Here is a 13,671-nt window from a genome sequence, read left to right as displayed (position 1 = left end):
ATTTTTTATTACTAGCTTTGCGGTATTAGCTTTTTTCGTATATGAAAGCATTACTGATTAAAAGGGAGTTGCTGTCAATTCCCTTTTTGTTTGCTTGCAAAAAATACATATGGAATACATAAGACTACGAGAAGAATAACTAACGCAAGAGCTACCCATATATATGTAACAGCAACAATCGCAATCATGTATAACATAAGTGCCGGCACTAATACAAGCAGACGTGGTGCAGCCATTAGCAGAACTTCTCCTTCAGCGCAATATAAACGAATCATTGGCTTATCTTTAAACACTTTCCATTGTTCTCCTGATTGCTTAAATAACGCAAAAGACGCAAACGCTATTACAATAGAAGCAATCCACCAAGGCGTTATCCATAGAGATAGTGCACTATACGACATCGTCATGAAATAAAATTGGCGATTTGTATCTGTACGCGCATACTCTTTACAGAATAACTCAGCAATCTTCCACTCTTTATTTCTTGTTCGTAACAACCGCTTAGATTGCGGAAAAATACGAGGCTTTTTAGTCTCGACGGGCTTTGGCAGATGTCCACCACCAATCATCACAGTAGACGTCCATTTCATTGCTTCTTTTTGCTCTCGCTCTACCTCTCTTAAAAAAGCAAAGCGATAACGCAGTTTTAGCTGTAAACATCTCCAGATGATAATGAGTAGTATGCTATAAAACAAAAGAAACACAGGTTTATGTAAGAGAAGCCATACGCCACCACTTGTTAACAAAATGATGACCACTCGTGTTACAAATCCGTAAAGCAAGCGTTCCCACCATAGATCTGAGTAGATAAGATCTTGAAGACAACGCTGCAATATTGTCATATACACCATAAAAAGCCATATCCCCATCACCTGCTGTACACTAAGTTCATAGCCATTTTGCAGTAATGGCAGTCCATACAACGTGAAAACGGTCATCCAAATAGCCACTGTTAAAAATGTGTACCCTATCCCCTTTTTGACTACTGATTGCAAATGAGGCGACTGTATTAAAAATAGACTGTCCGCCGCTTCTAAAAAGGAGCGCACACCGCCGAGAGATAACAGCGATAATACGGGCACGCATAGAATAGGAAGTGGAATTGTATGAACCCATGTTGGTGTTTGATCCCATAATGATGCATGATAGATACCGGCAAACACTAGAACTGGCACTACAAAATACAAAGCAATCGTCCAGTCCACCACTGAGCGAAGCACCTTCCATTTTTGCCTCCACTCGTATAACAGTCGCTGATAAAACAGATTACGCATAGTTCCTCCTCACAATGCTATCAAAGCATTCTAATAAGGATTCTCCCGGTTTATCTGCTGCCTGTTGAATTGCGGTTATGTCACCACTTGCAAGCAATGTACCTTTGGAAACCAATAAAAAGCGTTCGCAGATTCGTTCTGCTGTATCAAGTACATGGGTACAAAGCAACACGCCTGCGCCTCTTTTCCGCTCTTTTTCAAGTAACTTTAGAAAATCTCGTACCGCTGTCGGATCAAGTCCGATAAATGGCTCATCCACAATATATATAGAAGGTTTTGCTAAAAAAGCAAGCATTAGCATTGCTTTTTGCTTCATGCCTTTTGAAAACTGTCCCAAGTATTCATGTTGACTTTCTTCCATTTGAAATACATGCAAAAGTTTTAATGCCTCATCCTTCCACGTCTCTGACAATTCCTTTGTAGCGGCAAGCAATTCCATATGCTCCCATAATGTAAGATAATCGTAGTATACAGGCTGCTCTGGAACATAGGCATAGTTACTCACTGTAACTTCTCCATCCATATGTGGGAGCATACCTAAAATCCCTTTAATGGTTGTACTTTTTCCAGCACCATTTGCACCTATTAACGCGACTAATTCTCCTGCTTGTACGGAGAAATCTACATTTGTAATGATTGTCTCTGCTTCCTTGTAGCCAGCAGAGCGAATATGTACCTCAAGCATATACATCTCCCCTTTGGATGATTTTACCACTTCATTATAGCATAAAGACTATATGAACCTTATAATTTTATAAATATTTATAATAAAAAGACAAAATAAAAAAGAATGACTTACGCCACTCTTTTTATTTCACTAGTTTGGTTGTTACATATCGTACCAAAACTGATTTACCGGCGCCTCCCAGCACACCGACAGCTTTTTGTCCGGCACCTGTGCTATATAGAAACTTCCGTAAAAAGCTGGGACCAGTTAAACAAAAAAACATGAAACCAAATCCTATAATAAAATCTTTTAAATCTGCTGCATCTCCAATTGTATTAAGCGCAAGCCAAAGCGTCATCATTTGTAAGCTTTGTGTAAAGATGGTCGCAATGGTTTCTCGCCACCATACGCTCCATATATTCATATCTTCATTGACAATTGACCAAGCTGCCAATGGGCTCATAATTAATATAATGAGTAATTCCACCGTACGAATAATATACTGAATAGCTAGCAGTAAGAAAATAATCGCCATCGCTAAGCCCGAAAATAAAATCGCCGTTGATACAGTACCAGGCACGCCAACAAATTTGGAAAAGGCATCAATCGTAACACCTTTATCTAAAAAAATTTGTACAATTGCATTATTAAACGGCAGCAATACTTCTTGCAAAATAAACGGTGCCAATACAGCTAACACGCCTCCTAAAAAAGTACGCACGATAATGGTTTGTACCCCTCTTTGACTGTAGCCGCCTACCTTCTCAATGATAAGCTTGAACATATTGAATGTGAAAAATACACCGCCAAGTGTAACAGAAATCATAAAGATGATATCATACGCCTCTGATACATACGTATATTTTGATAGATCTGTCGGAGCGAACAAATAGATTTTCAACCAACTAAAGGCAGCATTCGCAATATCATTCATCAATTCATGTAATAGTTCCTTTATATATTCAATTGGACTTTTCAGCATCATTGCCTGCCCCTTTACAATTGCTTTTTACTTTGGAATATCAGCGATTATGCGTACCTCATCTACTAGCCACACCTTCTCCTTGCGCATAGATAACTCCAAATAATGGGTTGTATCAATAGATTTGCCTTTTACTTCAATCGTACGCTCCACCACTGCAATACTTTTTGTCGCTCCTTCTCGCTGCTTACTGATAAAAACAGAAATATTATGAATGTGTACATTAGCCTCTTTTTTCACTTCTCCCGGCGGTGTTACAGAAGCAACCGCTCGCTCCGTTCCATAGGTAGATAACGTTTTATAATCTTTATTGTACAAAGCTTCACTGAATAAGCGAGCCGTGTCTTCTATACTTGGTATTTGTTTTACAGCCACTTTCTCTTCATTTAGGTAAAGATAAGAGACCCAAGCGGATATAATACAAATGAGTGGTACAGTGAAAATTAACCATGTAAGCCATCTCACTGCTTTCCCCCTGCCCTTCCGTACGCGTAGATTTTTTCACGCCAAACCGCTTTATGTAAATCACTATATTCTACGCCCTCGCTATTGCTGTTATACATCATACCGTTGCCTACGTAAATACCGACATGACTGATAAACGCATGGTCGCTTGTACCAGTAAAGAATACCAAATCTCCCGGCCTAAGCTCCTGTTCGGAAATACGTTTTGTATATTGAAATTGCTCTTGTGCTGTTCGTGGCAAATAAATGCCAGCCGCCGCAAAGGCCCATTTTGTAAGACCGCTACAATCAAAGCTCGTATCCGGTGTTGCACCTCCCCAGCTATAAGGCCAGCCTTTATATTTGAGCGCTTCTGCCATCACTGCTTGAAATGTGTCTCCCGGCCCTTGCAAATATTGCATAACCTTTTTAGCATACGTATAATCGCCATAACAATGAGGTGTCCGCCAGCCACAGCTCGCTGATGTGGCATGTGATAGGGAAAAATGCTTGCGTAACTCTTCCGTACCAATACGGCCCTGTTCCTTCACATAATAAAGCCAACCCGGTCCGTAGTTGTAGCTTTGTATGATAGTGGCAAGGTCTGTAATACCAAGCTTTTGAGCTGTATCAAGCATACTTTTCCAATGCTTTACCCCTTGCCGAATGCTCACCTCAGGGTCAGTTATGGCGCCGGGAGGTAAACCGGCTGATTCACTGCTTTGCATAATATCTGCCAATTTTCCGCCGCTTTCTTGTATCATAATCGCAAGTAATATAGCTACATGTTGTTCTTCAAGTCCGGCATCTTGTACAGCACTTCGCATCACCGGTTCCCATACCGACACACTGGTTGTCTGTGGCTTATGTTCCGATAGTTCGCTACCGCCAAACAGTAAAATAAAGCCAAGCATACAAGTGAAAATCCCACCTACCAATAGTTCTTTCCAGTATTTCAAAACAATAAAACCCTTAATCATGCATGACTCCCAAACCGTTCTGCATATTGTTGCGGATCTATGACACGTAGCTCTTCCGGTGTGACATCAACTCTCATGTACACACGATGATTGCCGGCAACATAAATGCCTTCTCCTTGTTTCCGCCGACCAATAATCGCTTCCTCTTCTTCCGAAAGCGGCAGTACATCATGCTCTTTTAAATCACGGATATCATTATCTTGTAGTCCTAAGAGCAGCATACCAATGCTGTTGTTTAAAATTGCCTTTCCGGCTGCTGCACCTAGAAAATCAATCGGTTGCTGCGAAGCAACGATAGCTTCTCCTTCATATTTACGGATACGTTTATATACATCTAGTAAAAATAACGCACTTTTCTCACTGCGCATCAGCAAATGTGCTTCATCTACATACAGCTTTTTAGGTGTTGTCGTATCACGGGTAATTTCCTCCCATAAAAACGACAATACGTGAAACATGACAACCGGTTGACTATCGCCGTCCTGTTGCAAATCACGAATGTCAAAACAAATCAGCGAATTATGCAAGTTAACGTTCGTTGCACCATTAAAAAGCTTGGCGTTCGTTCCTTCTGTATACGTTCGTAAAATTTCCCGAAAATCCCGCAAGCGCTCATACCCTTCTCCAATATGATGATACAGGTCGCTCAGCGTTGGAAAATCCTTAGCATTCCTTCCTGCAAACCGCGTATGTTCAGTAATATCATATTGTTTATACACAGCAAACAAAGCTCTCTCCAAAAGTGCACTTTCGAGTACACTCATATTTGGGTAAATAAGCTTAAAAAATATTTTTAATCGCTGCATCTTTAAAAATAAAACACTACCACGCATATCATCGTCAGTTATATCATGTAAGATATGAAACGGATTAATAACATGCTCGGTATTATTGCTAAGCCGAATAACTTGACCGCCAATTTGTTTTACAACACGCGCAAATTCACGTTCAGGATCAATAAGAAAAAAGCGGGTATCTTCTCGCTCAAGTACCCATTGCCGCAGCAGATGCTTTTGCATGAAAAAGCTTTTGCCCATTCCTGTCGTCCCTAAAATAAGCATATTCCGAGACGGAAACATTTTTTTATCATTCATATCAACTAACACAACGTTATCGGTATGCATGTTTTGCCCCATAATGATACCGCTTTGCATAAATAATTCGCTCTCATCAAAAGGAAGCATAGAAGAAACGGCTGCGGCATGCATATTTTGATGTGTATAATGTGGCAAAGTAATGTCACAAATTGGGAGTACGCTTTTAAACGCATGCATCATATTGTCTCTAGCCGGTGCTACTGAAAGACCTGTTTGCCAAATGATGCTCTGCAGCCGCTCTGTCAATCGCTCTAGCTCTTCCAAACTCATCGCCTGCAAGTGGATATATGTATGCACGAGGAAAATCGTTTTATGATTATGTGCAAGTAATATATCCAGCATATGTTCTGCGCTTGTCTTCTTCTTTTCCGTTTCCTTACGCCGAACTGGGGAAAGTGGTTGATCCAGCCTTGCTTCATACTCTTCTATAGATTGATTTAAATGACGAATCATCTTATCGCTGGCAATTGGTACAATATGTGTACTAATATTCATATTTCCTGAAAAGCGATATAATTTGGTAAGCCAATTGCCACGAACACTTCCAGGGTAATCAACAACAAGTAAAGTGCGTGCATAATTGTTGCCAAGTATAATATAATCCCGTTGCTCTTCAGCAACCCCAGGCGCGATTTTATTTTTTAAATCTGTGCATGTTCCTATATATAACTCAAGCTCTGACAACTTCTTGCCCGAAAAAACCATATGTGCTCCCCCCTGTTGTATACGGATGAAAGATATGTTCAATCGGACTGTGCTGTGACCCTTCGTAATTAAACAAGGTATGAAGATATCTTGCAATTTCTAAGTCATTGGCTTCTCGTGCCATAAGACCTATCTCTTCTAAGCCCGTCTTCACATGCTTTTTCTTTTGCTCAAGTACAAGCATCCCCTTCTCATAGCACTCCTTCGTTGTACCCTCTATGCATTCGCTCATCATTACGTAGCGCTGTCTTTGAATAATAGCTGCACTCGTTTCCATTCCCTTTGCATATGCGATATATCCCTGTAATAACTCCTGCTTGATTGTACTCTCAGCTTGTTTACCTTCTAGTGATTTAATATATCCTCCCATATCCACTGGCTGTGAAACAATGGCTGTTTGCAGAGGAAATGATAAACTCCTTAAAAACAACTCATACTTTTGCATGGTCTCATTTAATTCACGATGACTCATTAAATCTAAGTTGAAAGAAGAAACGCGAAGGAGTTGAACAAGACGAAAATCCTCAGTTACAATAACGCCCCCATCAAGCGCCCGAACCGGAATGAGATTTTGGACGCTCTCTTCCTTTCCGCGTTGTTTCCACCGTTTCCACATATACACTCTCCTTTCGATAGTAATACACTCGTTGTCTATTAAAAAAACGTAAACACTCCCGTGCATGATGCCAAAACGGAATGTTCTCCCGAACGGGTCTTACATATACAAGAACGGCTGAAACCATAAGTGTAATTGTAATAATCGGAATTTTAATGTACATAGAGATTGGCATCAAAAATATTGGGATATCCAATAAGAGAGATGGTACAAAACAAAGTAAATCTCGTAATGTCACATGTGGTAACACTTCAAATTGGCCATTTACATTTCCAGGAATGGTATACTCTTGTTTCTCTTCCATTCTGTCACCCAAGTAAACTTAAGAACCACTTCATAATGACACCAGCACTCATCACAACAGCAACAATAATCAACGTATCTTTCATTCCTTTTTTGTACTCCCCTTTTTTTCCAGAAGAAGTGGACATCGTGTACATCACACCCATTGCCATAATAGCTGCTGTTCCAATAGATGGAGCAACCACCATAAAGAAATTAATAAGACCATTCGCAACATTTTTTACAATTGTGGTAGGATCATCTGCAGCCCATACCGACTGAGGAACCAATGCAATACAAAATAAAACTATAAACACTAGTAAACGCAGATACGTATTCATTGCTGTTCTCCTTTCGGCAGGGTATGCTTATCCAAATACTCCTCCAAAGCACGGGCTACAACATGATAAATAAAGCGATCATGCAAACTGCAATACACATCAAGCCGTTTTTTCAGCTCAATTGGGATTTCCGCATTCAATTTTTTCGTTTCCTCCTGTTTCATGCGTGTTCACCCTTCTTTATAAGAAATCTTCCTTTCTTCCTCTATGTATATCCATGTCAGTCCACAAAGACAACTTTTATAGCACAGCTTCTTTTCGTAAAATCTCGACATAACTTTCTATGATAGAAAACTAGTAACATCTTTATTCAATAATATTATTATGTTAACTGTATTCGAATAGACAGAAGCAAGTATGGTATGTTTAACAAACGAGTGTTCGTATCTTATAAAACTGTACATATTAAGCGAATTGTCCTTCCTCTTTCTTACGCTTATAATAGAAGGCTCATTTCTAAAAGATTGTTATTTTCATATAGGTTTCTTTGTTTCAGGTTGGTTGGAGCGGAAGGTGCGAGACTCCCGCGGAAAGCGAGCAACCCCGAGCGGAAATCAACCACTCCCGACTACTTGTTACATCGCAACAAAGTTTGCGAAAACAGCCTAATAGAAAAACCGCCTCCTGTTACGAGGCGGTTAGTTACTATAAGTCACGGCGAAGCGCAGCCAGTACGTTAATGCGTGTTGCCTTTAGGGCCGGACGGAATCCGGAAACCAGCGCAACAAATAAACTAATTCCTACTGCAATTAAAACAAGACTCATTGGAATATAAGATAACGTAAAATCAATTTCTCCTTGTGCTTCACCGAGCTGTCGTAACACGATGGGTAAAAGTGTATTCACGCTCCAGCTTACCGCATACGCAATCAAAATACCAAATAATGATCCAACGATACCGATAAACGCACTTTCCATTAAAAATAATCTACGAATTAAACCAGGATCAGCACCCAAAGACTTCATAATTCCAATTTCTTGCGTTCTTTCAGTAACGGCCATTGTCATTGTATTGAAAATGCCGATAGAAGCAATTAAAACAGCAATGGTACCAATAAAAATCAGACCGATTTTAAAAATAGTGAAATACAGGTTCATTTGATCCAGCTCTTCACTGACAGAGTATACATAAAAGCCCTTTTCCTTTAAGCTCTCCGTAATGCCCTGCACCTTATCCACAGATGTTGCATACAGCTTATAGTTCGGCATAAATAACTCTTGTTCTGTAACTCCTTTGCTTTGGAGAAACGATAGAATATCAGTTTTTGCTGTATCAGGTAACAAGATTGCATCATCCTGCATCCAATCTTTGGCTGGTTTTTTTCCTATCCCTACAACACGTAGCTTATATTCTTTTTTATCTTCAGTACCTTCTTTTGGATTCTTTATAGTCAGAGTAAAACTTTTATTGAGCAACTCACCTGTATACCCCTCAGGCTGTACAGGCTTTTCTGACATAGGAGTTTCTAACGCTTTTCGTTCCTCTTCGCTTAATAAAGCTTTGCCAAAATTGTATCCAACAATTACTTCATCTGCTGCTTCTGGCAGCCTTCCTTGTGAAAGCTCGAGATTGGATTTTTTTTCTTCTTTCATATCCGAAAATCGAACGGGCATAAAACCAGTACGACTTTCCCATTGCACTTCTGTTGCCCCCATAAATTCTTCTCTAAATACAGTTGCTTTTATATTTTCTGTAGCTCGTAATACATCCAAATCTGCCTGCGTAAACGTACCACCATCTTGTTTACCATGTATACTAACTTCTGTTAAGGTTTGCGTTGAAAGCATTTCCTGTGTGGCACTCTTTTGAATCCCGAATCCGATGGATGCTAGCACAACTAAAAAAGCACATCCAATAGTTGTCGCAAAAATCGTCATAAATAAACGTAATTTGTTTTTCTTCATATTTTTACCGGCAAATGCTAACTGATCTTTAAGCTTCAAGAAGAACACCCTCCTTTACAAGCTGACCGTCAGCCAAATGCAACTTGCGATGTCCAATAGACGCTACTTCTTCATCATGAGTAATCATGACAAATGTAATGTCTTGTTCTTCATTTAACTCGCGAATGAGCTTTAAAATCTCTTTCTCCGTTTCAGAGTCCAAACTGCCCGTCGGTTCATCTGCAAAAATGATAGATGGCTTTGTCACAAGTGCACGAGCAATACTAACACGCTGTTGCTGTCCGCCTGAAAGTTCGTTTGGAAAATGATCTTGTACCTCCGTCAAACCGACACGTTCTAAAATTTCGGTTACACGTTCCTTTCGATTTGTCATCCCTTTTAATGTAAGCGGTAATTCAATATTTTCATAGGCGGTTAAACCAGGGATCAACTGAAAATTTTGAAAGATAAAACCAAAATGGTCCAAACGAAACTTGGCCCACTGCTTTTCATTAAACTTCGTCACATCTGTCCCGTCAATGCGAATAGAACCCGTATCAGGAGAAATAAATCCGGAAAGTAAATTTAGCAGGGTCGATTTCCCCGATCCACTTTTGCCGACAATCGTCACAACTTCACCTTTATGTATCGTTAACGAAACCTCTCGTAATACAGAAATGATTTGTTCTTTTCCTTTTCTTCCAATGCGAAAAGAATGTGATATATGTTTCATTTCAATCATGCATACTACTCCCTTCTATTTACGACAATGTCTTTAACATATTTAAACTTGCTACTTCAAAACCAAGGCTTTCATACAAATTACGAGCAACCGTGTTATAAGAAAACACATGTAGCGCTAAATGCATCATACCTTGTTCTTTTACCCATTCTTCTAGCAAAGTCATGGTCATGCGGCCATAACCTTTTCCCCGTTCTTCTTCTACTAATCGAATGTTGTATAAAAACGCTCTTTTTTTCTCTTGATCCAGAAAAACCCATACATTCCCAACCTGTTTTTCACCCACTACATCAAATAAATAATGATGCTTTGTCAGGTGGCCATCTGGTAATAACTTATTGATTTGTTCTTTCGAGCGCTGCAAAGCTTGCTCCTCCGTCAACAACATGCTTTTGGCAATACTTTGGGCGTAGCTTTGAATTTCTTCCTGTAAAAATACTTGAAATGTCTCTTTCGTCATAGGTTGCAGCGATAATTGCATAGATAATTTCTCCCTTCTTTTTTCGACAACCTATCTTTAATTCTCCATATTTTGCTAAACACCTCTTTCTAGAACAGCACATTATTAATTGTGTATCACGCGTCGCTATCAAGTTACTTTTAAAGCAACACCATGTATGTAGTGTAAGAGATAAATCTTAATATCTATTTAGGGAATTTCTTAAGAGTTTCTTAAGGAAAGGCTCCGTTAAAGCTTGCTGCTGATTTCCGTTACAGATGCTCGCTTTCCGCGGGGAGTCAGGGACCTCCTCAGCGCTATGCGCCTGCGGGGTCTCCCTTTGACTCATTTTGTCCGCAGGAGTCTCGACCCCTTTACTCCCATCAACAAGTGAAAATAATCAACATTAGGCTTTAGCACAGTCTAAGAAAAAAGAAACATTTAAAACCTGAAATTTGTTTACATACCTGTTTTACTGCTAAACTGTAGCTAATTATATTGTGTACACGAGGTGAAGTTTGTGAAAAAATGGTTGATTGGATTGTGTCTCTTACTGATGGTAGGCTGTAAAACACCGCCTTCCACTCCTAGCATCAAACAACCCCCGGAAACCTTTAGGATAGAAGAGAAAATGATGGACATTGATGGACAAACGATTTACTTTAAGAAAATTGGGGACGACAAGCCGCCGCTTTTAATGCTTCATGGCTACGGAGGCTCATCTGACGGCTTCAAAAAAATTTACCCCGCTTTGGCAAAGCGTTTTACCATTATTTCTGTTGATATATTAGGGTTTGGAAGATCTTCTAAGCCAATTGACTTCCGCTACTCCTTTCCTGCACAAGCAAATATATATTATAAACTTATGTTTAAATTAGGGTACGTGAAATTTTCAACTCTTGGACACTCTATGGGCGGTGAGATTGTTATGAATTTAAGCTACCTTTATCCAGAAGCGGTAACTCATCTGATTTTATCTGATGCACCAGGAGTCGAAACACTTACTACAGGAAAAGGCAGTAAAAAACCGAATCTCAGCACCGAGCTTACTACTGTTTCTGATATGAAAGCATATGATTTGAATCAGGTTCGCAATAATCGTAACGATAATGCCCATCATATCGAGCTTCATAAACAACGTTCCCGCCGTCTGCAAATTCCCGCAAAAGAGCTTACTGTTCCAACCCTCATTGTTTGGGGGCGAAAAGACAGCAGCGTGCCATGGCAGGATGGCGAAACATATGATCGCTTGCTTCCAAACAGCGAGCTGCGCATTATTGAAGAAGGCTTTCATGCACCATTTCGTCAAAAACCTGATGAATTCATTGCTTATATAGATGAGTTTTTTGCAATGTATCCAAATACAAAATAAAAAAGCCAAACGATGGCTTTTTTATTTTGTAGCAAACAACCTGCTCACATTTGTTTTTCAAATAAGGTATTTCGATTGTTGTACTTGGCAATTTTATTTAATACAAAGATATTTCCGACCAATAAAACCACTCCTATAATGAATAATATGACGGGATTCAATAGTAATAGTCCAGTCGCCTGTGCAACAACTAAAGCAATGATCGGAATGACAACAGTACTACCGAGCTGCTGTGCTGCCTGAAAACTTTGTACACGTGCCGATATTAATACGTTAATTAAAATTGTTAGCAAAGCAACAAGGGGTGCTACCCAAAATACAAGGAGCAGCCAATTTGCATTTGGAAAGATACGCGATTCAAACATACCTATCGTCGCCAATGTAATGACTATACCGAATAACAGAAAGCTTACAAAGGAAATCAAAACTGCCGGAATGAATGCAGACAACACTTTTCCGATAAATAGCTCCTTTATTCTAATTGGCGCAAACAAAAGACTCTCTAGTGTACGACGTTCCTTTTCGCCTACAAAGCTGTTGGCGGCGACCATCATGGCGTTAAGACACGGAATCAACAAAAACAAGGAACCAAGCATATAATTTGTCATCACATATACAATTTGATGATTCATACTCGGTAATTCTTCTAGCATCTGCCTTGTTTCACCTTGCGGTAAAGCGCCCATAATCGTTTTCACAAACATTTCAATATCTTTATCAATGGGTGCGTATTTCGCCGTTAGGGTTAATACAAGCGGCAAAATGACGCATACAATAAGCGGCAACAGAACCATCCCCAGCCAAATCTGACTATTGGACGTAATGGCCTTCATGTCTTTTTTTGCAATCGTCCAGATTACCGTCCTATTCATGTTTTCCCCTCCTGATTGCAAAATACAACGATTCTAAATCACGATTTTCAATTTCCACCTGATGTACCCATGTTTCCTTTGTCAAAGCAGCAAGCAAGTTCGTAATTGCATCTTTACTTGGTAACTCGAAACGCACTGTTTCATGATTTACTCTTTCGTACGAATAGCCAGCATATTGTCCTGATCCAGCCAAGCCAGTTTCAACTTTAACGCTAATTTGCTGCACATGACGTGCTTCCAGCTCAGATTTTGTACCACTTTCCAAAATGCGTCCTTGCTCCAAGAATAAATATGTATCGCACACCGTCTCCATTTGATGCAAAATATGTGAACAAATCAAAATAGTCGTTCCCTCTTCCTTGCTAAGCCTACGAATATACTGCATAACAAGCTGAATGCCTTCTGGGTCCAATCCATTTGTTGGTTCATCTAAAAACAATAAAGATGGTCTATGCAAAATGGATTTAATCATCCCGAGGCGCCGCTTCATCCCGGTGCTGTATGTTCCGACCTTTTTATGCTGATGATTCGCTAACTGAAATTCTTCTAATAGCATTTGTATTCTTCTTTCGTCATACATTCCGTATAGCTTTGCAAAAAATTTCAAGTTTTCAAGTCCACTCAGCTCGTAATATAAGCCCGCACTTTCCGTTAAAATACCACTCATGCGCCGAATTTCATGTCCGTTTGTAACAGGATTCCAATTTCCAACAAGGATGCTGCCTCCATCTGCATCAATAACGCCATTTAACAATCGAATAATGGTCGTTTTACCAGAACCATTCGGTCCAAGTAACCCAACAGTCTCTCCCTCTTTCACAGCAAAACTAACATCTTGTAAAACAAGCTGCTCTCCATAGCTTTTCCTTATGTGTTCAGCTGTAATAAACAAACCTCTCAACCTCCCGCGTCTTGCTTCATTCATCTTTCATATACGATGTTAATGAGTATTTCTCGTGTTATTTCCAACCTAA

At 39.7% G+C, this 13,671-nt stretch carries 16 protein-coding genes; 1 reads left to right on the top strand and 15 read right to left on the bottom strand.

The window, feature by feature from the left end; genetic code table 11:
- Nucleotides 1-74 precede the first annotated feature (74 nt).
- The 13 genes from EEJ45_RS09785 to EEJ45_RS09730 form a co-directional block, all read right to left on the bottom strand.
- A complete protein-coding gene (locus tag EEJ45_RS09785; protein WP_124564625.1) occupies nt 75-1,274 on the bottom strand; it encodes an ABC transporter permease in 1,200 nt (399 codons plus the stop codon).
- Nucleotides 1,267-1,959, bottom strand: a complete 693-nt coding sequence (locus tag EEJ45_RS09780) for an ABC transporter ATP-binding protein (protein ID WP_124564624.1) — start codon at nt 1,957-1,959, stop codon at nt 1,267-1,269. Before EEJ45_RS09780 ends, EEJ45_RS09785 begins: the two co-directional genes overlap by 8 nt.
- 124 nt (nt 1,960-2,083) lie before the next feature.
- Nucleotides 2,084-2,926 carry a conjugal transfer protein TrbL family protein gene (locus EEJ45_RS09775; RefSeq protein WP_124564623.1) on the bottom strand — a complete coding sequence of 281 codons (843 nt, stop codon included), beginning with the start codon at nt 2,924-2,926 and terminating at the stop codon, nt 2,084-2,086.
- A gap of 24 nt (nt 2,927-2,950) precedes the next feature.
- Nucleotides 2,951-3,388: a hypothetical protein gene (locus EEJ45_RS09770; RefSeq protein ID WP_124564622.1), complete on the bottom strand. Its 438-nt coding sequence runs from the start codon at nt 3,386-3,388 to the stop codon at nt 2,951-2,953.
- The gene (locus EEJ45_RS09765; RefSeq protein WP_124564621.1) at nt 3,385-4,347 is read right to left on the bottom strand and encodes a bifunctional lytic transglycosylase/C40 family peptidase; all 963 of its coding nucleotides are present in this window, start codon (nt 4,345-4,347) and stop codon (nt 3,385-3,387) included. Before EEJ45_RS09765 ends, EEJ45_RS09770 begins: the two co-directional genes overlap by 4 nt.
- Nucleotides 4,344-6,149 carry a VirB4 family type IV secretion system protein gene (locus EEJ45_RS09760; protein ID WP_124564620.1) on the bottom strand — a complete coding sequence of 602 codons (1,806 nt, stop codon included), beginning with the start codon at nt 6,147-6,149 and terminating at the stop codon, nt 4,344-4,346. Before EEJ45_RS09760 ends, EEJ45_RS09765 begins: the two co-directional genes overlap by 4 nt.
- The gene (locus EEJ45_RS09755) at nt 6,115-6,765 is read right to left on the bottom strand and encodes a hypothetical protein (protein ID WP_124564619.1); all 651 of its coding nucleotides are present in this window, start codon (nt 6,763-6,765) and stop codon (nt 6,115-6,117) included. The genes EEJ45_RS09760 and EEJ45_RS09755 overlap by 35 nt, the downstream gene beginning before the upstream one ends.
- Nucleotides 6,695-7,069 (bottom strand): hypothetical protein, encoded by a 375-nt coding sequence (locus tag EEJ45_RS09750; RefSeq protein ID WP_124564618.1) that lies wholly within the window; start codon nt 7,067-7,069, stop codon nt 6,695-6,697. The genes EEJ45_RS09755 and EEJ45_RS09750 overlap by 71 nt, the downstream gene beginning before the upstream one ends.
- A 4-nt stretch (nt 7,070-7,073) precedes the next feature.
- Nucleotides 7,074-7,388, bottom strand: a complete 315-nt coding sequence (locus EEJ45_RS09745; protein ID WP_124564617.1) for a pilin — start codon at nt 7,386-7,388, stop codon at nt 7,074-7,076.
- Complete coding sequence (locus EEJ45_RS18390) at nt 7,385-7,552, bottom strand: hypothetical protein (RefSeq protein ID WP_164464243.1); 168 nt, start codon at nt 7,550-7,552, stop codon at nt 7,385-7,387. The genes EEJ45_RS09745 and EEJ45_RS18390 overlap by 4 nt, the downstream gene beginning before the upstream one ends.
- Before the next feature lie 481 nt (nt 7,553-8,033).
- Nucleotides 8,034-9,332, bottom strand: a complete 1,299-nt coding sequence (locus EEJ45_RS09740; protein ID WP_124564616.1) for an ABC transporter permease — start codon at nt 9,330-9,332, stop codon at nt 8,034-8,036.
- Nucleotides 9,322-10,014, bottom strand: a complete 693-nt coding sequence (locus EEJ45_RS09735; RefSeq protein WP_124564615.1) for an ABC transporter ATP-binding protein — start codon at nt 10,012-10,014, stop codon at nt 9,322-9,324. The genes EEJ45_RS09740 and EEJ45_RS09735 overlap by 11 nt, the downstream gene beginning before the upstream one ends.
- 19 nt (nt 10,015-10,033) lie before the next feature.
- Nucleotides 10,034-10,495 (bottom strand): GNAT family N-acetyltransferase, encoded by a 462-nt coding sequence (locus EEJ45_RS09730; protein ID WP_124564614.1) that lies wholly within the window; start codon nt 10,493-10,495, stop codon nt 10,034-10,036.
- A gap of 469 nt (nt 10,496-10,964) precedes the next feature.
- Here EEJ45_RS09730 and EEJ45_RS09725 point away from each other — a divergent pair, with 469 nt between their 5' ends.
- Nucleotides 10,965-11,825, top strand: coding sequence for an alpha/beta fold hydrolase (locus EEJ45_RS09725; RefSeq protein WP_380017790.1), 861 nt, complete (start codon nt 10,965-10,967; stop codon nt 11,823-11,825).
- A 44-nt stretch (nt 11,826-11,869) separates the two neighbouring features.
- Here the strand turns inward: EEJ45_RS09725 and EEJ45_RS09720 are convergent, their stop codons facing one another.
- Together EEJ45_RS09720 and EEJ45_RS09715 are read right to left on the bottom strand one after the other, a co-directional pair.
- Nucleotides 11,870-12,697, bottom strand: a complete 828-nt coding sequence (locus tag EEJ45_RS09720; RefSeq protein ID WP_124564613.1) for an ABC transporter permease subunit — start codon at nt 12,695-12,697, stop codon at nt 11,870-11,872.
- Nucleotides 12,690-13,589, bottom strand: a complete 900-nt coding sequence (locus EEJ45_RS09715) for an ABC transporter ATP-binding protein (protein WP_245999868.1) — start codon at nt 13,587-13,589, stop codon at nt 12,690-12,692. The genes EEJ45_RS09720 and EEJ45_RS09715 overlap by 8 nt, the downstream gene beginning before the upstream one ends.
- Nucleotides 13,590-13,671 lie beyond the last annotated feature (82 nt).

It is taken from the genome of Ectobacillus antri (assembly GCF_003852715.1).
GTDB lineage: Bacteria > Bacillota > Bacilli > Bacillales > Bacillaceae_G > Ectobacillus > Ectobacillus antri.
Note: the sequence above shows the minus strand (reverse complement) of the source record. Positions and strands in the feature narration are given on the sequence as shown.

What these genes read in the sequence shown, in the direction of transcription:
- EEJ45_RS09760 (WP_124564620.1), bottom strand. Translation starts at nt 6,149, where the DNA reads ATGGTTTTTTCGGGCAAGAAGTTGTCAGAGCTTGAGTTATATATAGGA.
- EEJ45_RS09765 (WP_124564621.1), bottom strand. Translation starts at nt 4,347, where the DNA reads ATGATTAAGGGTTTTATTGTTTTGAAATACTGGAAAGAACTATTGGTA.
- EEJ45_RS09745 (WP_124564617.1), bottom strand. Translation starts at nt 7,388, where the DNA reads ATGAATACGTATCTGCGTTTACTAGTGTTTATAGTTTTATTTTGTATT.
- EEJ45_RS09735 (WP_124564615.1), bottom strand. Translation starts at nt 10,014, where the DNA reads ATGATTGAAATGAAACATATATCACATTCTTTTCGCATTGGAAGAAAA.
- EEJ45_RS09720 (WP_124564613.1), bottom strand. Translation starts at nt 12,697, where the DNA reads ATGAATAGGACGGTAATCTGGACGATTGCAAAAAAAGACATGAAGGCC.
- EEJ45_RS09775 (WP_124564623.1), bottom strand. Translation starts at nt 2,926, where the DNA reads ATGATGCTGAAAAGTCCAATTGAATATATAAAGGAACTATTACATGAA.
- EEJ45_RS09780 (WP_124564624.1), bottom strand. Translation starts at nt 1,959, where the DNA reads ATGCTTGAGGTACATATTCGCTCTGCTGGCTACAAGGAAGCAGAGACA.
- EEJ45_RS09755 (WP_124564619.1), bottom strand. Translation starts at nt 6,765, where the DNA reads ATGTGGAAACGGTGGAAACAACGCGGAAAGGAAGAGAGCGTCCAAAAT.
- EEJ45_RS18390 (WP_164464243.1), bottom strand. Translation starts at nt 7,552, where the DNA reads ATGAAACAGGAGGAAACGAAAAAATTGAATGCGGAAATCCCAATTGAG.
- EEJ45_RS09750 (WP_124564618.1), bottom strand. Translation starts at nt 7,069, where the DNA reads ATGGAAGAGAAACAAGAGTATACCATTCCTGGAAATGTAAATGGCCAA.
- EEJ45_RS09730 (WP_124564614.1), bottom strand. Translation starts at nt 10,495, where the DNA reads ATGCAATTATCGCTGCAACCTATGACGAAAGAGACATTTCAAGTATTT.
- EEJ45_RS09785 (WP_124564625.1), bottom strand. Translation starts at nt 1,274, where the DNA reads ATGCGTAATCTGTTTTATCAGCGACTGTTATACGAGTGGAGGCAAAAA.